A 21040-nucleotide genomic window follows, 5' to 3' on the forward strand; every position below is an offset into this window, starting at 1 on the left:
CGGCAACGGATTGAGGAGCCGGGTCATTTATTACAGTTCTGCACATTCGATGTTGTCGTGCCGGTCGCGGTGTTGTTGTCGATGTCATTGCCTGCCGAATCTTTGCAGCGGTCAGTCATGCCACCTGATTTCGTTGTGGAATTTGTCGAATTTGTAGTGCTCGGATCGGAAGGATTCACGGACGTTCCAGAGCCGGTGCCGCTGTTGCCGCCGGTATTTCCAGACGTAGCCCCGGTGCCGTCGTTCGAGCCCGAACCGCTGTTGGAGCCGGAACTGTTCGACTGTGCCACTGCCGATGTGGCCAATGTGAGCGCGAGCACAGCGGCGGACAGAAGTTTGACGATCATGGTAGATCTCCTGGTTGGGTGTACCGCCACCAAACCAATCCTTTCCTGATATGTTCCCGGCGAAATCGTGTTCAGCAAAATTCTTGTGAAACAGGTTTTTGTGCCGGCACTGCAGACCGGCTAGCCGCGCGACGGCGGTCGATATAGGTGCGCCGCCTTGGCGTCGTCCGGCCGCGGAAGCAGCGCTGGCCGCATGCCCTCGCCTGAAGCATAGTTGCTCACTGGTGGCCGCTGCCCGCGTCCCCGACCAATGCCCGATCATCCCCGGATCGGAGACAGCTCAATCATCGCCATGAAAGTCATAGCAACGGGCCGAACACGAATATAGCCAGTAGAGCAAGAAAAATCACGGCGATAACTGCGATCGCCCACGTGACAATTCTTCTTGTCCCCCGTTGCTCCTGCTTGCGAGAGATATTTTCAGCCACAGTACGAAATCCTTGCTGCAAAACTCAACCGACGACAAGGCTCAGCGCCCGCATGGTCCTGCCGGACTGTTGGGCCGCGTCCTGGAATGGCCACAGCCGGGGCTCACATGCCTACCAACCCTGCCGCCCGTACCAATCGTCGACATCGCGCCGCACGCGGTCCTTTTCGATGCCGTAACGCTCCTGGATCTTGCCTTCGAGTTGATCGCGCTTGCCGGCGATGCGGTCAAGGTCGTCATCGGTGAGTTTGCCCCACTGCTCCTTGACCTTGCCTTTCACCTGTTTCCAGTTTCCTTCCACGCGGTTCCAGTCCATGACACCGTTCTCCCTGTTTTGGAAAGGTCCGGAATAGGAAACGCAATCCAGTCAAGGATGTTCCTGGAAACAGCCAACGCGCTGCCCGATGCCGAATCGGTTGCCAGAAGTTATCGCCCCTTGCGGTCCGCAAAGTACGTTCGAGCCAACTTTCAGCCGAGCCATCGTCGCTCGCTCAAACCCGCGTATTGCACGTCATATGCCAAGGCTCTAAACGGCTCCGACGATGCTTTACATTCGTGCCCGATCACGTTTGAGTGCTGTCAGGCAATCAGCGCTAACTCCAGCGGAGGCGACAACACACCATCGCCGCCTAATCCCCCTACTCCCACTCGATTGTTCCAGGCGGCTTCGACGTCACGTCGTAGACGACGCGGTTGATGCCGCGGACTTCGTTGATGATGCGGGTGGCAGCAGCCCCCAGGAAGGCCATGTCGTAGTGGTAGAAATCCGCCGTCATGCCGTCGACCGAGGTGACGGCGCGCAGCGCGCAGACGAACTCGTAGGTGCGGCCGTCGCCCATCACGCCGACCGTCTGCACCGGCAGCAGCACGGCGAATGCCTGCCAGATGGCATCGTAGAGGCCGGCCTTGCGGATCTCGTCGAGATAGATGGCGTCGGCTTCGCGCAGGATCTCCAGCTTTTCGCGGGTGATGCCGCCGGGGCAGCGGATGGCAAGACCCGGGCCGGGGAATGGATGGCGGCCGATGAAACTCTCGGGCAGGCCAAGCTCCTTGCCCAGCGCCCTGACCTCGTCCTTGAACAGCTCGCGCAGCGGCTCGACCAGCTGCATGTTCATGCGCGCCGGCAGGCCGCCGACATTGTGGTGCGACTTGATCGTCACCGACGGGCCGCCGGTGAAGGAGACACTTTCGATCACGTCGGGATAGAGCGTGCCTTGCGCCAGGAATTCGGCGCCGCCGAGTTTCTTGGCCTCTTCCTCGAACACCTCGATGAACAGCCGGCCTATGGTCTTGCGTTTTTTCTCCGGATCCGACTCGCCCTCGAGGGCGTCGATGAAACGGTCCGACGCGTTGACCAGAATGAGCGGCAAATTGTAGTGCTCACGGAACATCGCCACCACGCCCGCGGCCTCGTCCTTGCGCATCAGGCCGTGATCGACAAGGATGCAGGTCAGCTGGTCGCCGACCGCTTCGTGGATCAACAGCGCGGCAACGGAGGAATCGACGCCGCCCGACAGCGCGCAGATGACCTTGCCCTTGCCGACCTGCTTGCGGATCGCCTCGACCGCGTGCTCGCGGTAGGCGCGCATGGTCCAGTCGCCCTCGATGCCGGCGATGTTGTGGACGAAGTTCCTGAGCAGCCGGGCACCGTCGGGCGTATGCACCACCTCGGGGTGGAACATGATGCCGTACATCTTGCGCTCGATGTTGCCGAAGATGGCGAAGGGCGAGCCCTCCGATTTGCCGAACACCTCGAAGCCGTTGGGCAAGGAGATGACGCGGTCGCCATGGCTCATCCACACCTGGTGGCGCTGGCCGGGCGCCCACAGGCCCTCGAACAGCGGGCTGTCCTTCTGGATCTCGACGAAGGCGCGGCCGAATTCGCGATGGTCGGAGCTTTCGGCGACGCCGCCCATCTGCACGCACATGGCCATCTGGCCGTAACAGATGCCGAGCACCGGCACGCCGGCGTCGAAGACGATCTGCGGCGCGCGCGGACTGCCGATATCGCCGGTCGAAGCCGGGCCGCCGGACAGGATCACGGCTTTCGGATTGATGCGCTTGAATGCCGCTTCGGCCGACTGGAACGGCACGATCTCGGAAAACACGCCGGCCTCGCGGATGCGGCGGGCGATGAGCTGGGTGAACTGGCTGCCGAAATCGACAATCAGGACGGTATCGGGATGATTGGCTGTTTTCATGGCGAGCGTTTAGAGAAAGAAATGAGTCGACGCAATGGGTTGCGAGTTTCAGAGCGGTCTGGCGTCTTCATGCGGCGAATCTTTCAGAAGCGTGCCCGAACCGATGGCCTGTTCGAGCCGCATGACGGCCTCCGCCAGCTTCCCATCGATGACTTCAAGATATTCGGTCCAGTCGCCGACATGCCTGAGATCCGCCGCCCCGTCGGAAATGCCGCGCAGCCCGATCAGCGGAATGTCGAACAACTGGCAGGCGCGCAGGCAGGCGAAGGTCTCCATGTCGACCATGTCGGCGTTAACAGCATCATAGGCCGCACCGGTGATGATCGCGCCGCCGGTCGATAGCGTCGCCTGCTTGATATCAGGTATCTTGAAGGGCAATGGCACGGTCACCGGCAGGTCGAGGAAGGGTGTGGCACCCTTCTCGAAGCCGAGCGGCGAAGCGTCGATGTCACGGTAGCTGACCGAAACCGCCTGGTAGATTCCCGTCTGCTCCAGCGTCCGGCTGCCGGCTGAGCCGAGCGACACGACGAGGTCGGGCAGGGTTTTTTGCGACTTCAGCCAGGAGAGTTCAGCGCCTAGCCTGACGCCGGCCTCGACCGGACCGACACCTGTCATCAATGGCGTGAACAGCTGCTTGAGATGCGGACCGTATTCGGCCTGCGCCGCCATGACGAAGAGGACGTCCTTGCCCGACAGGCGGCGAATTTTATCGGTCATGATGATTTGCTCCTCTCCGCCCGATCACCTGCTTATCTGCGCCGCCGCTCGCCGGGACCCGCTGCCTGCGGCAGCTCCCGGCGTCCGTGGCCTTTCATCGTGCCACCGGCACGATGAATTCGCCTGCGGCGAACCGGCCACTCACCCTTCTATGCCATCACGCCCGACCACCGTCATCATCGTTCCGGTCATGGTGGCGATCAGCTTGGCCTCGCCGTCGGCGGCAAAGGCGTAGGCCTGGCCGTCGGCGACGATGATGGTGCGGCCTGGCTTGGTCACCGAGCCGCGGAACAGGAAGCGCTCGCCCCTGCCCGGCGCCAGCAGGTTGACCTTGAACTCGATGGTCAGCACGCCGGAATTTTCCGGCATCAGCGAAAAGGCGGCATAGCCGCAGGCCGAGTCCAGCGCCGTCGAAATGACGCCGGCATGGAGGAAGCCGTGCTGCTGGGTGAGTGCCGCCGAATAGGGCATCTCGATCTCGATGATGCCGGGCGTCACCAGCGTCAGTTCGGCGCCGATCGTGGCCATCGCCTTCTGGCGCGCGAAGGAGGTCCTGACGCGATCCTCATAGTCCGGGGCGGGTACGATCTTTGCTGCCATGGCCGCTGCCTTCCTTTATGCGGATAAGCTTATTGCAGAGGCATGAACGGCAGGCAAATGCTTTTGCTGCACTGCACAATCGACCTGGCCTGCCGGCTGGCGCCACGCATCCGTCAGGAATTGGCGACATCCGATCGGATTCAGGCCGACCTGCGCAACGCACAGAAGTAAAACCCGTCGGTGCCGCTCAGCGCCGGCGACAGCGAGATGTCGCCTTTGGCGCCGATGCGCGCGGCTGCCGGATGGCCGGGAAAACGGCTGTCCCAGAGCTGGCGGTGGTCGACGGGAACAAAGCCGCTGTTACGGTCCCGAAAGGCTGCGATCTGCTCGCCATTCTCCTCATCAAACACCGAGCAGGTGATGTAGACCAGCAGGCCGCCCGGTTTGACATAGGCTTTGGCCGCATCGAGGATCGCCGACTGTTCGCCCTTGCGGGTATCGAGCTGCCTCTGCGTCAGCCGCCACTTGGCGTCGGGGCGGCGCCGCCACGTGCCGCTGCCGGTGCAGGGCGCGTCGACCAGCACGATGTCCATGTGGTTGCCGAGCGGCGCGAGTTCCGTGGGCTTGGTGACCACCTGCACATTGCGGTTTTCCGAACGACGGATGCGGTCGAAGATCGGCGCCAGCCGTGCTTTCTCCGCATCATGGGCAAAGATCTGGCCACGATTTTCCATCGAAGCCGACAGTGCCAGCGTCTTGCCACCGGCGCCGGCGCAGAAATCCAGCACCTGCATGCCGGCTTCGGCCCCGGCAAGGGCGGCCGCGATCTGCGAGCCTTCGTCCTGGACCTCGAACCAGCCCTTCTGGAAGGCCGGTTCGGCCTGCACATTCGGGTGCCGGCCATCGCCGTCGATCGGTGGAATGCGGATGCCGTGCGGGGCGATTGCCGCGGGTTTGGCGCCGGTTCCCGTCAGTTCGGCCAGCACCTTGTCGCGGTTGGCCTGCAAGGTGTTGACCCTGAGGTCGAGCGGCGGGCGCGTTGCCAGCGCGGCGCCCTCGTCGGCCCAGCTCGGGCCGAAGGCTCGCTCGAAAAGCGGCGCGCACCAGTCGGGAACATCCGCCCGCACCGCGTCCGGCGCATCGGCGAGCCGACCGTCGGCGATGGCCTGAAGCTCGGCGGCGGTCAGCAGCGGCGGTGCGAACTTGTCACCATCCAGCGCCTCGTTGAGCGACTGGGCCGTCTGCCCCCATTCGAGCAGCAGGGCGCCGAAGCCAATGGCGCGCGGCGTGTCCTGCCCCAGCAGCCAGCCCGCGGAACGCTTGTGGCGCAAGGCGTCATAGACGATGTTGCCGATGGCCGCACGGTCGCCGCCGCCGGCGAAGCGATGCGACAGGCCCCAATCCTTCAGCGCGTCCGCCACCGGCCGGTGGCGCCGGCCGATGTCTTCCAGCACTTCGATGGCCGCAGCCAGCCTTCCGCCCAGTCGCATTGTCTTGTTCCGTCACGCAGAAAATTATTCCGGCCCTGCTCTAGAGCGCGCAACCGGCGCGCACAAGCAGGTCGGCCGGCACAACCGCTCTGCTTTCCAACTTTTCTGGTTGCGAATACTCTTCCGATTGTGATTCGCGGCGCGAAAAGGTGAACCGGCGGATCGACACGAGGAGAGGGCAATGAAGACTTATCTGGCGGAAGTTCTAGGCACATTTCTATTGGTGTTCATCGGTACGGCTTCTGTGGTGACGGGCGGCTTCGGCGGCGCGCTGCCGCTTGGCCAGGAAGGCATCGGTCTGGCGTTCGGCATCGGCCTCATCGCCGCGGCCTATGCGATCGGCCCCATTTCGGGCGCGCATCTCAACCCGGCGGTGACGCTCGGCGTCTTCCTTGCCGGCCGCCTGCCGGCCAAGGACGTCATCCCCTACTGGATCGCGCAGGTCATCGGCGGCGTCCTTGCTTCACTGGCGTTGTGGATCATCGTCTCCGGCCAGGTTGGCGGACACACCACCGGCTTCGGCGCCAATGGCTGGGATGTGACGAAATGGGGTGTCAGTTCGGCCTTCCTGTGGGAAGTGATCGGCACCTTCACCTTCGTCACCGTGATCCTTGGCGTCACGGCCGAAAAGCACTCGACGGCGTTCGCCGGACTGGTCATCGGCCTGACGCTGGCAGGGCTGCACTTCGCCATCATCCCGGTGACCGGCACGTCGCTCAACCCGGCCCGCTCGATCGGTCCGGCGCTGTTTTCGGGAACTGCGGCGATCGGCCAGCTCTGGCTGTTCATCGTGGCACCGTTGATCGGCGGCGCCATTGCCGGCGTCGTCGCCAAGGCGCGCATCTTCGAGAAGGACTGAGCTCTTTGGAAGGCTGAATATGCGAAGGCGCGGGCCATGGCCCGCGCTTTTTTTGTGGATCTTCTCTTGGGTGGATTCTCTTGCCGTCAAAGCACCCGCGACAGGAACTCGCGGGTTCGGGGCGATACCGGATTGGCAATCATCTCGCGCGGAGCGCCGCGTTCGATGATCACACCGCCATCCATGAAAACCAGCTGATCGCCGATCTCGCGGGCGAAGCCTACCTCGTGGGTGACCACGACCATCGTCATGCCGCTTTCGGCCAGATCGCGCATGACCTGCAGCACCTCGCCAACGAGTTCGGGGTCGAGCGCCGATGTCGGCTCATCGAAGAGCAGGACTTTCGGCTTCATCGCCATCGCGCGCGCGATGGCGACACGCTGCTGCTGGCCGCCGGACAGTTCCCTCGGATACCGGTCGACCTTGTCCAGGAGACCGACGCGCCGAAGCAGAATCTCCGCTTCGGCCTTTGCCTCGTCCGGGGGGATGCGCCGAACCTGCGTCGGCGCCTCAATCAAATTCTCCATCACGGTCATGTGGGAGAACAGGTTGAACGACTGAAACAGCATGCCGGTCTCGGCGCGCCGCCGGCAAAGCAGGTCGTCCTTGACCTCGTAGAGCTTGTCGTCCCTAAGGTCGTAGCCGACGAACTGACTGTCGACGAGCAGGATGCCGGCGCTGAGCTTCTCGAGATGGTTGATGCAGCGCAGGAATGTGCTCTTGCCGGAACCCGAAGGGCCGATGATGCAGGCGACCGATCCGACGGGTACGTCGAGATCGACACCCTTGAGAACCTCGAGCGGACCATAGGATTTGCGCACGCCGCGCGCGAAAACCATGGAGTCGGCTGGGACGCCGAAGCGGGCGCGATTTTCGTCCTTCACGTCACTCATCGGGAAATGCCACGCAGGCTGATGATGTTGCGCAGGAAGCGCATCGTCACGGCATCGCGGCGCGTATCGCTGCGACCGAAATGTCGCTCGAGGAAATGCTGTCCCACCGACATGATGCTGACTACCGCGAGATACCAGAAGGCGACCACGATCAGAAGCGGGATCGTCTCGAAGGTGCGCGCATAGATGCTCTGCGCCGAATAGAACAGGTCGTCGACGGCGATGAATGTCACCAGCGACGTCATCTTCAGGAGGTTAATGGCCTCATTGCCGGTTGGCGGCAGTACGAAGCGCATCGCCTGCGGCAGCGTGATGCGCTTCAGGATCATGCGGTACGGCATGCCAAGCGCGCTCGCCGCCTCAGCCTGGCCCGACGGCACCGACTTGATGCCGGCCCGGATGATCTCGGCCATGTAGCCCGCCTCGCACAGGGAAAGGGCGACGACGGCAGAGAAGAACGGAGTCATGAAATCATTGGTGCGCACGGAAAACAGCGTGCCGACAAAGGGGATGGTCAACGAGACTTCGCGCACCAGCAGCGACAGGTTGAACCAGAAGATCAGCTGTATCAGGGCCGGTACGCCACGGAAAAACCAGACGTACAGACCCGCGAAGGCACGCAGCACCGGGCTTGGCGACACGCGCATGATGGCGATGACCGTGCCGACAACGATCGCCAATATCATGATCACCGCGGTGAGCATCAAGGTGTTGCCAAGGCCGCGCATGACAGAGGGATGCAGGAGGTAACTCACCACCGTAGGCCAGGCAAAGGCAGGGTTGCTGGCGAAGGCCCGGATGATCAGGAATGCCACCAGCAGGGCCAGCGCCGTGCCGACCCAGATGCCGTAGCGGCGCTGCGGCATGACGGTCAGGCGCGAAACCGCCTCGGCGACGCCCGGCTCGATGCGTATCTCGTTTGGGTGGGCCGCGCCCATCGCTGCTTCTCCTGGTCTTGATCCGGAAGCGGCGCCCGGCACGAGACCGGACGCCGACAACCGCTATCGCATCAGCCCCAAATGATTTCGGAAAGCATGATCAAAGTTTTAGAACAAAGTGCGTCCGACTGGACAAAACTTTGTCAGTCGGCGCGCAACGCCTCCATGCTGCCGACGAAATAGGGCTCCTTGATCGCGTAGGCGCCCATGCCGTATTTGTCGAGAATAGCCTTGTAGGTGCCGTTCTTGAACAGCTCGGAGAGTGCGCCCACCATCATATCGGCGGTCTCCTTGTCGTCCTTGGCGATCGCCATGCCGAGCGGCGCGACTTCATAGAGGGTCGGCAGCACCACGAGCTGGCCCTTGCTGGTGACCTCGAAATAGCTCGAGGCGGTCGCATCGTCCATGCGGGCGTCGACGCGGTCGGACAGCACCGCCTGGACGATATCCGTCGACGAGTTGAAGACCGATTTTTCGATGGCTGCCTGGCCCTTGCCGGTGCAATCCGTGCTCAGCTTGTCGACCAGGAAATCCGATGCGCTGCCTGCCGAAACGCCGATCCGCTTGCCGCAGAGCGGGGTGTCGCCGCTGAAACTCGCCTTCTTGTCCGGTGACGTCGAAACAGCCAGGCCGGCCTTCAGGAACATGACGAAATCGACCTGCTTGAGCCGCTCCGGCGTGGCGGAGAAAGTCTCCCAAGCGACCTTGAAACGGCCGGCCGCCAGGCCCGGTATCATCGAGGGGAAAGGTGTGCGCGCCACGTCCAGCTTGGCGCCGACCAGCTTGGCCACCTCACCGGCCAGTTCTATGATAATCCCGGTCTGTTTGCCGTCGGCGTCGAGATACTCGAAAGGCGCATAGTCCAGCGTGTTGGCGACGGTCAGCATGCCGGTCTGCTGAACCTCGGCCGATTTCGTCACCTTGGCGGCGCCTGAAGGTCCGCTCCAGGCTATGGCAAGTGCGGCCAGCGCCAAACCTGCCATCTGTAAATGTGCTCTCATTTTCGTTCCCCTTTTTTGATTACAACGGTTCCTGCAGTCTGCTCTCCAATCAGGGCCTCGCGTCCTCATCGCCGCAGCCAAGCATTGATCCGTCTATGTACCGGCTGCTTCCGCAGCCTTTTTCTTGCGGTAATGGTAGTTCTTGTCGATGCGCTCCATCAGATAGTCGCCGTAGAGCACCGGCTCATATTTCGGCTGGCTACCGGCCGGCACGCAGACCGGCAGCGCCTCGATCGTTTCATCCATGGACGGGTCGAAGAAGAAGGGCTGGGAATAGCGCTCGCGCCCCGACCGGTTGATGACGCGATGCGGCGTCGAGACGAACTGGTCGTTCGACCAGCGCGCCAGGATGTCGCCGACATTCATCACGAAGGAGTCCGGGACCGGAGGCGCGGGAACCCATTCGCCCGCCTTGTTCTTGACTTCCAGGCCGCCGACATTGTCCTGCGCCAGCAGTGTAATGAAGCCGTAATCGGTGTGAGGGGCCGAACCGAATAGCCCCTCCTCATGCGGCTGCGTCGGGTAGTGCAGCAACCGCAGGAAGGTTGTCGGCTGATCGAAATAACGGTCGAGACTGTCGGTCGGAAGTCCAAGCGAAAGAGCGATGGCGCCGACCATTTTGCGGGCCAGTGTGCTCATCTCATCGACATAGCGTTCAATCGTTGGCCTGAAGCCAGCAAGCGTTGCCTCGTCCGGCCACTGGTTGGGACCCTGCAGCGGCTTGTCGGCCAATGTCCTGGGGTCGTCGGCCTCGACCTCGTGCATGAAGAAGATCGATTCGCTCTGGTTCGGCTTGCTTACTGTCGCCACCGACGACGTCACGATCGTCGAGCCGGCAAAGGGCAGGTAGCCGCGGAAATTCCTGTCGATCTTCAGCGCCAGTTTCTGCTCCTCGGGCAGAGCGAAGAAGCGCTTGCTGGCTTCGCGAACCGCTTCGACGTCGGCACGCGGGATCGGATGCCCGACGACATAGAGGAAGCCGATCGTCTCGAGATGGCGGCGCAGTGTCGCCGCCGTCGCGGCGATCGCTTCCTGGTCATCGCCATAGAGCGCCGACACATCGATGATCGGAATTTCGGAAAAGTCGCCGCGTGCGTCCATTCGAACACCTTCTCTTGAACATAAGATACAGTACTGTATTTCTACACATCCAAATCGCCTCAGCAATAGGCTTTCGAGCGCAACGGGAAAAACGCGGCACAATGGCACCACGCAAGATAATCATCGACACCGACCCAGGTCAGGATGACGCGTTCGCGATCCTTTTCGCGCTAGGCTCGCCAGCCGAACTCGAGGTAGTCGGCATCACGACAGTCGGCGGCAACGTGCCGCTTGCCCTAACGTCGAAGAATGCGCTCAAGGTCGTGGAACTTGCCGGACGACCCGATGTGCCGGTCTATGCCGGCTGCCCGGCGCCGATGGTGCGCAAGCTGATCACGGCCGAGTATGTTCACGGCGAAACGGGCCTCGACGGCGCCGATCTGCCCGAACCCGTCACACCGCTGCAGAGCGAGCACGCAGTCAATTACCTGGTGCGCACGATCATGGATGCGCCGGAAGGCGCGTTGACCGTCTGCACGCTCGGGCCGATGACCAACCTGGCCATGGCCATGACCATGGAACCGAAAATCGTCCCTCGGCTGCGCGAAGTCGTGCTGATGGGCGGGGGCTTTTTTCAAGGCGGCAATGCCACGCCTGCCGCGGAGTTCAACATCTTTGTCGATCCGCATGCCGCGCACAAAGTGTTCGACAGCGGCGTCCCGGTGACGATGGCCGGCATCGACTGCACCTACACTGCCCTGATGACGCCTGAATGGCTCGACGCCCTGCGCGCCACCGGCAGTCGCGCGGCGATCGAGGCCGCCAACATGGCCGACTTCTATCGCCAATACGGCACCCACAAATTCGCGACGGCGGCGCGTCCCATCCACGATGCGTGCGTCACCGGTTACCTTCTGGCCCCGGGGATCTACGAGCAGCGCCAGTGCGCCGTGACGGTCGATATCGTCTCGCCCGAAACCATAGGCATGACCGTCGTCGACTGGTGGCACGTCACCGGCCGCCGCAAGAACTGCAATGTCCTGCGCCGGATCGATCCGGCGCCGTTCTTCACGCTGATGCTGGAGCGAATCAGTGCACTGCCCTGAAAATGCGTATCCGGCGATAGACGGTGACACGGAGAATTGCGAAGCAGTCACGGGGCGGTTCGATAGGCGAATCGGCCATGCGCGTTGCGCGCGGCGACGAAGGTCTCGAATTTCATGAACGGGAAAGGCGTGCTGGCGAAAACGAAACGACCGCCTCGACCGGCGGTGCGATCAAAAGCGGCGCGGCAGACGCTCAGCCGTGAGGCCTGGATTGCGGCGGCGCGCAAGGTGCTGGAAAAGCGCGGCATCGGCGAGGTCAAGATCGACCGCCTGGCGCAGCAGTTGAAGGTCACGCGGGGCAGCTTCTATTTCCATTTTGCCAGCCTGGCGGACCTTCGCGGCGGCCTCTTGCAGGAATGGCGAAACAGCAATTGCGCGCCGTTCTGGGCGATGCGCGAGATCCACGACATAGACGGCCTGCAGTTCTTCACCGACATCGTGCATGTCTGGGTGGATGAAGCCCCTTTCAGCCCGCTGCTTGACCTGGCTGTTCGCGATTGGTCACGGACATCGAAAAAGCTCGCTCAGGAAGTCAAGGACATCGACGATCTGCGCATCGCGCTGCTCATCCGGGCGTTCCGCGCCATGGGCTATTCGGAAGACGAGAGCATCGTGCGGGCGCGCATCACCTATTTCCACCAGATCGGCCAGTACGCACTGTCCTTCAAGGAAGACCCGGCCGTGCGCCGCCGCTACCAGCCACTGTTCGGAGAAGTGCTGCTCGGACCGCTCGTTCAAGAACCCGGCACGGCGCCGAAGTCGACGGAGATGCGGGCCGATCGTCGTTAGGACCTCTGGCTGGAAACAGTCGTGCCATCTGGAACGGTCGGGCCGCGTTGTGGCGAGGAGCAGCACCTGTCGCAAAATCGCCATAGGCGGCAGTAAACTTCGAAGCCATTGTCCTTCAATCTCCGGAACCGTGCTAGAGAGCGCTACCGATTGAATAGCGCCTGCTGGTTCGAGGTCCCATTGACAAAACGGCTATCGGATTTCGACGTTGGCTTGCTGCTGACACTCGATGCGCTGTTGAAGCACCAGAACGTCACCCATGCGGCGTCGAGATTGAACATTACCCAATCGGCCTTGTCGGCCCGCCTGACGCGGCTGCGTCAATTGCTGAACGACCCTGGCACTTGAGCCCGAACTCGTCCGGCTGCTCGGTTGAGCGATTTCGTGAATACTGCTCATCTGTTCGACCCCGCCACAAGCAAACGTGTCTATCGCATTGCCGCAACGGACAATCCGGCAGCGATCCTGGCTCCGGACCTCATTCCGCGGTTCAAATCCCAAGCTCCCAACGCAAAGGTCGCCTTTACGGTGCCCGACAAGCCGAGGATCGTCGAGCACCTGGAGCAGGGCGACATCGATCTCTTCATCGGAGCCGCGGAAGACGTTCGAGTGGCCTGATCAGGCAGAAACTGTTCGAAGAGGAATTCGTCACCGCCCAGGGGCACGGCCATCCGCGCGGCAAGGGACCGATCACCCTGGACGAATTCTGTGCCCTCGACCATCTGCTCATTTCGACGATGCAGCGCCATGGCGGCGTGGACGCCCCACCGATGTTGGATGCCAATCGGGGTTTACAGCCGACGTCGGCCATTGCCCAGCCGCAGCGCGAGCCAGCCCTCAAGCGCCAACCTGAGCCAGAGTTCATGGCACAAATATAAGAAATATATATGTAAGAAATACCACGATATGGACAGCGCCCGTCAAGAATGTTGTTCTTTCAGTACTAAAGCTCACATTGCATATGAAGAGCGCTAAAATCAAAAGCACTGTGTCAGTCGCTGGAAGCCCCAGGGTTAACCCTCTGCCCGTCAGCAGGCTGGCGGCTGCGACCGCCGGTATTGTCAAACCGATTGTGGCGCAAGCGGAACCCATCGCGACATTCAAACCGCGTTGCAGCTCATTGTTGAGTGAAGCGCGAACCGCCGAAATGGCCTCCGGCATCAACACCAGCCCGGCGATCATTGCCCCCACAATGCTGTCAGCCTGGGTCACCTGGTAGGCAACGAGCGTATCTTCGACGCTTGCCGCGACCTGCTCGGCGAGCATGACAATGCCGATCAGGCCGGCCATCAGCAACAGAGCGCTGGCAAAGACGCTTTCGTGCGGAGCAGTCCGCAGCGAAACGCCGTGGGCCTGCCCTTCGACAAAGTCTTCCCGGTGGCGGACGGTCTGCGCGAACACGAAGCTTGCATAAAGCAGCACCGAAAGCACGCTCACAAAGCCAAGTTGAGCTGCCGAAAATGTGCCCGGCCCCGTAGCTTGTGTGTAGGTTGGCAGAATAAGCGTCATGATGGTCAGCGCGATCAGAACCGCCAAATATGCGCTGGTCCCTTGTCGAACAATTGCCTGCTTGCGATGGCGCCAGCCGCCAAGCGCAAGACACGTGCCGACGACGCCGGTAGATGCAATCATCACCGTTGAAAAGACGGACTCACGCGCAAGCGTAGGGTTGTTCTCTCCATGCAGCATCATGGAAACGATGATCGACACCTCGATTGCCGTCACGGCAAAAGTCAGCACCAATGTGCCGTAGGGCTCTCCTACACGCCGAGCCACCGCCTCGGCGTGGTCGAGCACCACGAAAATGGTGGTGAACATGATCGCACTCGAAAGCGCTCCGACGAGTATCCTGACGCCCAGCGAACCTTCGTCCGCCGACACCCCGCCGGCCCTGACGGCGACAGCCATGACCAAGGCGGCCAGCGGCATCGCATATGAAGTCACCGAACGTCCGAAACCGCTCATGCAAGCCCCTGCGCGCTGCTGCGAACCGTGGCTGCATTCGCGCACCGACAGATCGAAGCGTTCACCCGTTCACGCCGTCTTCTGCGCCACCAAGCCCAGCTCCTCCACCATCGCCTCGCGCATCAAGAACTTCTGCGGCTTGCCGGTCACCGTCATCGGCAATTCGGTGCGGAAGCGGATGTGGCGGGGGATCTTGTAATGGGCGATCTGGCCGGCGCAGAAGTTTCTGACCTCCTGCTCGGTGGCGATCTGGCCGGGCTTGAGCACGATCCAGGCGCACAGCTCCTCGCCATATTTGGCGTCGGGAATGCCGAACACCTGCACCTCCTTGACCTTTGGATGGCGGTAGAGGAATTCCTCGACCTCCCTGGGATAGACGTTCTCGCCACCGCGGATGACCATGTCCTTGACCCGGCCGACGATGTTGCAATAGCCCTCGGCGTCGATGGTGGCGAGGTCGCCGGTGTGCATCCAGCCGTCGGCGTCGATCGCCTCGCGGGTCTTGTCGTCGTCGTCCCAGTAACCCTTCATCACCGAATAGCCGCGCGTGCAAAGCTCGCCCGGTACGCCGACCGCAACTGTAGCGCCATCGGCATCGACCGCCTTGACCTCGACATGGGGGTGGATGCGCCCGACGGTCGAGACGCGCTTTTCCAGGGGGTCGTCGACGCCGCTCTGGAACGACACCGGGCTGGTCTCGGTCATGCCGTAGGCGATGGTCACCTGTTCCATATGCATCAGCGACACCACCTTTTTCATCACCTCGATCGGGCATGGCGAACCGGCCATGATGCCGGTGCGCAGGCTGGAGAGATCGAAGGCGGAAAAATCCGGATGATCCAGCAGAGCAACGAACATGGTCGGTACGCCATAGAGCCCGGTGCAGCGTTCCTGAGCCACCGCCTTCAGCGTGGCGCCGGCGTCGAACCCTTCTCCCGGGAAAACCATGGTGGCGCCTTTCGAGACGCAACCCATCGTGCCCATCGACATGCCGAAGCAGTGGTAGAGCGGCACTGGTATGCAGAGCCGGTCGTCGGCGGTCAGCTTGATCGCCGAAGTGACGAAATTGCCGTTGTTGACGATGTTGCCGTGGGTCAGCGTCGCGCCCTTGGGGGCTCCCGTGGTGCCTGAGGTGAACTGGATGTTGATGGCTTCGCCCGGCTTCAGCTTCTCAGAGATGCGGTCGAGGCTGTCATGCTCGTCACGCCCGGCCATGGCCAGCACATCACCGAAATTGAACATGCCGGGCGAGTTCTCGTCACCCATGCGGATGACGATCTTCAACGCCGGCAGTTTTTGTGCCTTGAGCTTGCCCGGTGTGGCCTTGGCGATCTCGGGTGCCAGCGTCTCGATCATGCCGAGATAATCTGACGTCTTGAACCTGGCAGCGGTGACCAGCGCCTTGCAGCCGACCTTGTTCAGCGCATAGTCGAGCTCGGTCAACCGATAGGCCGGGTTGATGTTGACCAGGATCAGGCCGATGCGGGCGGTGGCGAACTGCGTCACCAGCCATTCCCAGCGGTTGGGCGACCAGATGCCGACGCGATCGCCCTTTGCCAGGCCCAGTGCCAGGAAGCCGGCGGCCAGCGCATCCACCGTGTCCGAAAGTTCGCTCCAGGTGAAGCGCTTGTTCTGGTCGACGAAGACGGCGGCGTCGAGCGTGCCATATTTGCTGACCGTGTCGGAAAACAGCGCGGGGATGGTCTTGTCGAGCAGCGGCACGCTGCGTTCGCCAGAGACATGCGCCCTACCATCGACGGGTGCGACGAAGACACCGCCCGCTCGCGCTCCGCGTCCGCGCAGATTGCTGGCATTCTTCAGCTCGTCGAGATTGACCGGCATCGCTCTCTCCTCCCGGGATTGGCCGAGCCTATCAGCCTGAGGGGGTGGTGAAAATCCCGCCGATAGTCGTGGCAGGGCAACGATCCGGCCCACGACGCTTCGGGGCCTTCGTTGGTTGATGAACATCAACGCAAAAACCCGCCTGGGCGGCGGGTCACTGGCGCAAATCAGCACCATGGGCAAAAATGTAGCATAGCTGCCCTCACCAGTCAAGGAAATAATTCCTATACAGGAAAACCCCGGCGCAAAGCTACCGACGCCGCGGGACGGCCGCCGTCAGGGTTTTCAAGCCGGGTTCGGAGCCCTGAGGGGCAGCGGGCGAAGGCCCGCCGCTATCCGACCGCAGTCGCCATCTTCGCCGCGATGTCGCGCAGGACCGCTTCATCGGCCGCCGCCCGTGTCTTCCTGGACGCCACGAGACAAGCCTGCGAGCGCAGGACGAGGCCATCGCCCAGCACCTTGAGATGATTGGCGCGTAGCGTCGAGCCGGTGGTTGTGATGTCGACGATGACATCGGCCAGACCCGCCGCCGGCGCACCTTCGGTGGCCCCCAGGCTCTCGACGATGCGGTAGACCTGGATGCCGTGCTTCTGCGAGAAGAATTGCTGGGTCAGCCGCCAGTATTTGGTGGCGATGCGCAGCCGCCGGCCATGGCGCTGGCGAAAATCGGCAGCGACGTCGTCGAGATCGGCCATGGTGTCGACGTCGAGCCAGATGTCCGGCACGGCCACCACGACATCGGCATGGCCAAAACCGAGACGGGCGACGATTTCGGCGCGGCTCTCCCAGTCGGCAAGGTTTTCACGCACCAGGTCCTCGCCGGTGATGCCGAGATCGACGGCACCCTGGCCGATCTCGCCTGATATCTCGGAAGCCGACAGGAACACCACTTCGACATCGTCCAGGCCCTCGACGCGGGCGTGGTATTTGCGCTCGTCGCCGGGCAGGCTGACGGCTAACCCGGCTTTGGCCAGCACGTCCAGCGCCTGCTCTTTCAGGCGGCCTTTCGACGGGATCGCCAGCGTGATCATGGCGCCGTCTCCCGCAATGCCTCGATGCGGTCGAGCCAGACCGAAAAGCCGACGCCGGGGATAGGCGTCTTGGCGCCAAGCAAGGTCAGCAGCCGGTCATAGCGGCCGCCGCCGACCAGCGGCCGGTCGCCATTGTCGGCCGCGATTTCGAAAACCAGGCCGGTGTAGTAGTCGAGCGGGCGGCCGAAGGCGGCGTCGTAGCGGATTTTATCAGCCGGCAAGCCATGCGCTTCGATCGCCTTGGCGCGGGCAGCGAACTTTTCCAGCGCGATATCGAGCGACAGACCGGCGCTGGTGGCGAAGGTCTCCAGCGCCTGGGCCGCGCGATCTAGCGGAACGTCGATCGCCAGAAAATCCTTCAGCGCGGAAAACGCCTCGCTCGACAGCCGAACGCTGCGCAATTCGGCTTTCTCGATCAGCCGCCGGGCAATGTCGGATGGCGAGCGTCCGGCGGACGCCGACAGGCCGGCCTCTTCCATGCCGCTGGCGATATGGGCGGAAAGACCGTCCAGATCACCGTCGAGGACCAGAGCGGCGACCGGACCTGAGAGCTGGCTGTTGCGCGGCGGGTTGGCGAGATCGGCGAGTGCCGCCTCAAGCATCGGCGCCGAGCCGAACGCGCGGGCAAGACGCATGCGCCAGCCGCGCGGCAGGCCAAGGGCGGCCAGCACCGCCTCGAAAATGGTCTGGTCGCCAAGCGTGATCGCCAATGCCTGGCCGGGCAGCACCAGCGATAGCAGCGCATGCGCGTCAGCCACCGAGCGGGCATCCGCTTGCGCGGTATCGCGGTCGCCGAGATCCTCGATGCCGGCCTGGAAGAACTCGTTGCCGCCTTCGCGGCGCTGGCGAAACACCTCGCCCAGATAGGAATAACGGCGCGGCGTGCCGGCCTGCGAGCTGATGTGGTCGAGACAGACCGGGATGGTGAATTCCGGCCGCAGGCACAATGTCTGGCCGGTCTCGCTTTCGGTCAGGAAAATCCGGCGGCGCAGATCCTCGCCGGCCATGTCGAGGAACGGGTCGGCGGGTTGTAGTATGGCGACCTCGACCGCATGCGTGTTGCGCGTGGCGAAAAGGTTGGTGATGTCGGTGGAGATGGCGGGGGTGCGGGAGGTCAACTTGCTGACCTCAGTGCTGCACGACCCTCTGGTCCCAAACCAGAGGCGCCAACGCGGCCTCTACTTGCCACGCGCCCTCTCCTCAGCCTGCGCCGCCAATATCTTCCTCACCTCGACGACCAGCTCGCCCTCCGCCACCGTCACCTGCGCCGGGCGTGCGGCGCGCCATTCGGCGTTGTCTGATATTTCGGCCGACATGCGCGCGCCTTCGATCAGGTCCTTGATCTGCAGCTCGCCCTTGGCGCGCTCATCGCCGCCCTGGATGATGGCGACCGGACAGCCGCGACGGTCGGCATATTTGAGCTGCGCCTTCATGCCGGCGCCGCCGAGATACATTTCGGAACGGATGCCGGCGGCGCGCAGCTCCGCCACCATCTTCTGATAGCGGCCGAGGCTGTCGGTGTCCTTGTCCATCACCAGCACGACGACCGGCGCAATCACGTCCGAGGCATCAAGCTTGCCGAGGTTCTTCAGCGCGGTCATCAGCCTGGAGACGCCGATGGAAAAACCGGTCGCCGGCACCGGCTCGCCGCGAAAGCGCGAAACAAGGCCATCATAGCGCCCGCCGCCACCGACCGAACCGAAGCGAACGATCTGGCCGTCTTCGTTGGGGATTTCGGCCAGAAGCTCGGCTTCGAAGACAGGGCCGGTGTAGTATTCGAGGCCGCGCACGACCGAGCGGTCCATGGCAATCCGGTCTTCGCCATATCCGGCCGCCCTGACCAGCGCTTCAATCGTGGCGAGTTCGCCGACGCCTTCCTGGTAGATCGCGTTCGAACTGACCATGGAATCCTGGCCGGCCTGTATAGTCCTCGCAGTCGCGAGAAGAACCGCCTCGGCTTGCCCGTTGTTCAACCCGGCGCCCTTGGCGAAGTCGCCTTCGCCCTCCTTGCCGCCGTCCCAGCGGCCCGGGCCAAGCAAAAGCTTCACGCCTTCCGGCCCGAGCTTGTCGAGCTTGTCGATCGCACGCAGCACCGTCAGCCGGCGGCCGGCATTCTCCTCGCCGCCAAGGCCGATCGCCTCCAGCACGCCATCCAGCACCTTGCGGTTGTTGACGCGGATGACGTAGTCGCCGCGCTTGATGCCGAGCGCTTCCATGACGTCGGCCATCATCATCGCCATTTCGGCGTCGGCGGCCACACCCGGCGTGCCGATCGTGTCGGCATCGAACTGCATGAACTGGCGGAAGCGGCCGGGGCCGGGCTTCTCGTTGCGGAACACCCAGCCTGAGCGATAGCTGCGGTAAGGTTTTGGCAGCCGCTCGTAATTCTCGGCGACATAACGCGCCGTCGGCGCGGTCAGGTCGTAGCGCAGCGACAGCCACTGATCGTCGTCATCCTGGAAGGAGAACACGCCTTCGTTCGGCCGGTCCTGGTCGGGGAGGAATTTTCCGAGCGCATCGGTGTATTCGATCAGCGGCTGGTCGGCCGGTTCGAAACCGTAAAGCTCATAGACCGAGCGGATCGTCGCCATCATCTTCTCGACGGCGCGGATGTCCTCGGCGCTGCGGTCGGCAAAGCCGCGCGGCAGTCGCGCTTTCGTCTTTTCCGATTTATCGGCCATGGGGTGTTTGCTCGGCGTTTTATGATGCTTGCAGGTCGGCAATGTTGCGATTTTCGCAACGCGGGTGTCCTAACCGAAGAGGTCGGATGCGGCAAGGGTCAGACCTCTGGCGCTGCCGATGAGAGAAGGCGATGCCGCACCTCCTTGAAACCAATCCGGACCGCAAATGAAACAATCCCGCCATGCGTGCGGCATCGTGCCGACACAATCGCCGCCGATAAAGCGCGGGAAATGAGGGTTCGCGGCCATGACCAGCACAGCAAGATTCCATGCCATCGACAGCGACGCCGGATTGTCCGCACGCCTGCGCCCGGCCGACATCAACGTCCCGAAAATGATCAGCCAGGCTGCCGGACCGTTCGAAGTACCCGCCGACACCGGCAAGGGACCATCCATGCGCGACGCCTTGATGACCGGCCTGCTGGTGATCTATCCGACCCTGGCCACGGTGGTGGCGATCGTCGCCGGCCTGGTGCTGGCCAGCGCCAACGGCACCTGAGCCTATTTCGGCCGCCTGAAAGCCTTCCGCTGCTTCTCGACCTCTTGGCGGCAGGCGCAGCCCTCGAGGTGGTCGTTGACCAGGCCCATGGCCTGCATGAAAGCGTAGACCGTGGTCGGGCCGACAAAGCTCCAGCCGCGCTTCTTCAACTCCTTCGAAATCCGCACCGAGACGGCCGTTGTCGGGTTCGCGCGCAGATGGGCGAGGTCGACGATTTGCGGCCGCTCGTCCTTGCCGGGTTCGAACTTCCAGAACCAGGCGGCCAGTGAGCCGAATTCGTCCACCATTTCGCGGGCGCGCCTGGCGTTGTTGATGGTCGAGACGATCTTGCCGCGATGGCGGATGATGCCGGCATTGCCGAGCAGGCGCTCGACATCCTTGTCGGTGAAGCTTGCTACCTTGTCGAATTCGAAATTGGCGAAGGCTTCGCGAAAATTCTCCCGCTTGCGCAGTATGGTCAGCCACGACAGGCCCGACTGGAAGCCTTCCAGGCAGATCTTTTCGAACAGCCTGCGGTCGTCGGCCACAGGCCGGCCCCATTCATGATCGTGGTAGTGCAGATAGTCGGGCAGATTGCCGTGCCAGAAGCAGCGCGCGACACCGTCGGGGCCGGCGAGCAGGCCGGTGTGTTCCTTGTCCATAGGCCAAAATCCGTTCGTTAACGCGCTTTTGC

The 21040-nt window shown here is 62.8% G+C and carries 22 protein-coding genes; 6 read left to right on the forward strand and 16 right to left on the reverse strand.

Translation table 11 applies throughout. The annotated features are described in order from the left end of the window. Nucleotides 1-23: 23 nt before the first annotated feature. From LB519_RS27625 to LB519_RS27650, 6 genes are all read right to left on the reverse strand, one after another. Nucleotides 24-347: a hypothetical protein gene (locus LB519_RS27625; RefSeq protein WP_013533226.1), complete on the reverse strand. Its 324-nt coding sequence runs from the start codon at nt 345-347 to the stop codon at nt 24-26. A 539-nt stretch (nt 348-886) separates the two neighbouring features. Beyond that, complete coding sequence (locus LB519_RS27630) at nt 887-1090, reverse strand: CsbD family protein (protein ID WP_013533227.1); 204 nt, start codon at nt 1088-1090, stop codon at nt 887-889. A 322-nt stretch (nt 1091-1412) separates the two neighbouring features. Then, nucleotides 1413-2975 carry a glutamine-hydrolyzing GMP synthase gene (gene guaA, locus LB519_RS27635; RefSeq protein ID WP_024502342.1) on the reverse strand — a complete coding sequence of 521 codons (1563 nt, stop codon included), beginning with the start codon at nt 2973-2975 and terminating at the stop codon, nt 1413-1415. 48 nt (nt 2976-3023) lie between these two features. Continuing rightward, nucleotides 3024-3692: a 5'-methylthioadenosine/S-adenosylhomocysteine nucleosidase gene (locus LB519_RS27640; protein WP_063172754.1), complete on the reverse strand. Its 669-nt coding sequence runs from the start codon at nt 3690-3692 to the stop codon at nt 3024-3026. 141 nt (nt 3693-3833) lie between these two features. Beyond that, entirely contained in the window at nt 3834-4292 is a 459-nt protein-coding gene (locus LB519_RS27645; RefSeq protein WP_013530371.1) for a PaaI family thioesterase, read from the reverse strand. 140 nt (nt 4293-4432) lie between these two features. Next, nucleotides 4433-5722 carry an RsmB/NOP family class I SAM-dependent RNA methyltransferase gene (locus LB519_RS27650; protein WP_063170136.1) on the reverse strand — a complete coding sequence of 430 codons (1290 nt, stop codon included), beginning with the start codon at nt 5720-5722 and terminating at the stop codon, nt 4433-4435. A 181-nt stretch (nt 5723-5903) separates the two neighbouring features. Here LB519_RS27650 and LB519_RS27655 point away from each other — a divergent pair, with 181 nt between their 5' ends. Further along, on the forward strand, nt 5904-6581 hold the full coding sequence (locus LB519_RS27655; RefSeq protein WP_013530368.1) for an MIP family channel protein: 678 nt from the start codon (nt 5904-5906) through the stop codon (nt 6579-6581). A gap of 86 nt (nt 6582-6667) precedes the next feature. Here the strand turns inward: LB519_RS27655 and LB519_RS27660 are convergent, their stop codons facing one another. From LB519_RS27660 to LB519_RS27675, 4 genes are all read right to left on the reverse strand, one after another. Continuing rightward, entirely contained in the window at nt 6668-7420 is a 753-nt protein-coding gene (locus tag LB519_RS27660; RefSeq protein WP_164745975.1) for an amino acid ABC transporter ATP-binding protein, read from the reverse strand. A gap of 50 nt (nt 7421-7470) precedes the next feature. Next, nucleotides 7471-8412 carry an amino acid ABC transporter permease gene (locus LB519_RS27665; protein ID WP_013530366.1) on the reverse strand — a complete coding sequence of 314 codons (942 nt, stop codon included), beginning with the start codon at nt 8410-8412 and terminating at the stop codon, nt 7471-7473. A 143-nt stretch (nt 8413-8555) separates the two neighbouring features. Continuing rightward, the gene (locus LB519_RS27670) at nt 8556-9413 is read right to left on the reverse strand and encodes an ABC transporter substrate-binding protein (protein ID WP_013530365.1); all 858 of its coding nucleotides are present in this window, start codon (nt 9411-9413) and stop codon (nt 8556-8558) included. Nucleotides 9414-9506: 93 nt separating this feature from the next. Continuing rightward, a complete protein-coding gene (locus tag LB519_RS27675) occupies nt 9507-10514 on the reverse strand; it encodes an isopenicillin N synthase family dioxygenase (RefSeq protein ID WP_013530364.1) in 1008 nt (335 codons plus the stop codon). Between the two features lie 101 nt (nt 10515-10615). Between LB519_RS27675 and LB519_RS27680 the strand changes: the two genes are divergently transcribed. The 4 genes from LB519_RS27680 (at nt 10616) to LB519_RS27695 (ending at nt 12967) form a co-directional block, all read left to right on the forward strand. Continuing rightward, nucleotides 10616-11560 carry a nucleoside hydrolase gene (locus LB519_RS27680; protein ID WP_013530363.1) on the forward strand — a complete coding sequence of 315 codons (945 nt, stop codon included), beginning with the start codon at nt 10616-10618 and terminating at the stop codon, nt 11558-11560. A gap of 114 nt (nt 11561-11674) precedes the next feature. Beyond that, on the forward strand, nt 11675-12349 hold the full coding sequence (locus LB519_RS27685; protein WP_013530362.1) for a TetR/AcrR family transcriptional regulator: 675 nt from the start codon (nt 11675-11677) through the stop codon (nt 12347-12349). A gap of 180 nt (nt 12350-12529) precedes the next feature. Continuing rightward, a complete protein-coding gene (locus tag LB519_RS27690) occupies nt 12530-12697 on the forward strand; it encodes a LysR family transcriptional regulator (RefSeq protein ID WP_224621640.1) in 168 nt (55 codons plus the stop codon). 36 nt (nt 12698-12733) lie between these two features. Continuing rightward, nucleotides 12734-12967, forward strand: a complete 234-nt coding sequence (locus LB519_RS27695) for a LysR substrate-binding domain-containing protein (protein WP_224621641.1) — start codon at nt 12734-12736, stop codon at nt 12965-12967. A 243-nt stretch (nt 12968-13210) separates the two neighbouring features. Here the strand turns inward: LB519_RS27695 and LB519_RS27700 are convergent, their stop codons facing one another. From LB519_RS27700 to hisS, 5 genes are all read right to left on the reverse strand, one after another. Continuing rightward, entirely contained in the window at nt 13211-14314 is a 1104-nt protein-coding gene (locus LB519_RS27700) for a calcium:proton antiporter (RefSeq protein ID WP_064994664.1), read from the reverse strand. Nucleotides 14315-14383: 69 nt separating this feature from the next. Continuing rightward, nucleotides 14384-16156, reverse strand: coding sequence for an AMP-binding protein (locus tag LB519_RS27705; protein WP_063172762.1), 1773 nt, complete (start codon nt 16154-16156; stop codon nt 14384-14386). A 332-nt stretch (nt 16157-16488) separates the two neighbouring features. Then, nucleotides 16489-17187, reverse strand: coding sequence for an ATP phosphoribosyltransferase (hisG, locus tag LB519_RS27710; protein WP_064994662.1), 699 nt, complete (start codon nt 17185-17187; stop codon nt 16489-16491). After that, nucleotides 17184-18305: an ATP phosphoribosyltransferase regulatory subunit gene (locus tag LB519_RS27715; protein WP_224621642.1), complete on the reverse strand. Its 1122-nt coding sequence runs from the start codon at nt 18303-18305 to the stop codon at nt 17184-17186. Before LB519_RS27715 ends, hisG begins: the two co-directional genes overlap by 4 nt. A gap of 60 nt (nt 18306-18365) precedes the next feature. Then, nucleotides 18366-19868 (reverse strand): histidine--tRNA ligase, encoded by a 1503-nt coding sequence (gene hisS / locus LB519_RS27720; protein ID WP_064994660.1) that lies wholly within the window; start codon nt 19866-19868, stop codon nt 18366-18368. A 247-nt stretch (nt 19869-20115) separates the two neighbouring features. Here hisS and LB519_RS27725 point away from each other — a divergent pair, with 247 nt between their 5' ends. Then, nucleotides 20116-20367 (forward strand): hypothetical protein, encoded by a 252-nt coding sequence (locus tag LB519_RS27725; protein WP_224621643.1) that lies wholly within the window; start codon nt 20116-20118, stop codon nt 20365-20367. A 2-nt stretch (nt 20368-20369) separates the two neighbouring features. Here the strand turns inward: LB519_RS27725 and LB519_RS27730 are convergent, their stop codons facing one another. After that, on the reverse strand, nt 20370-21008 hold the full coding sequence (locus LB519_RS27730; RefSeq protein ID WP_013530355.1) for a DNA-3-methyladenine glycosylase I: 639 nt from the start codon (nt 21006-21008) through the stop codon (nt 20370-20372). Nucleotides 21009-21040: the final 32 nt, after the last annotated feature.

It is taken from the genome of Mesorhizobium sp. AD1-1, assembly GCF_020164655.1.
Classification (GTDB): Bacteria; Pseudomonadota; Alphaproteobacteria; order Rhizobiales; family Rhizobiaceae; genus Mesorhizobium; species Mesorhizobium ciceri.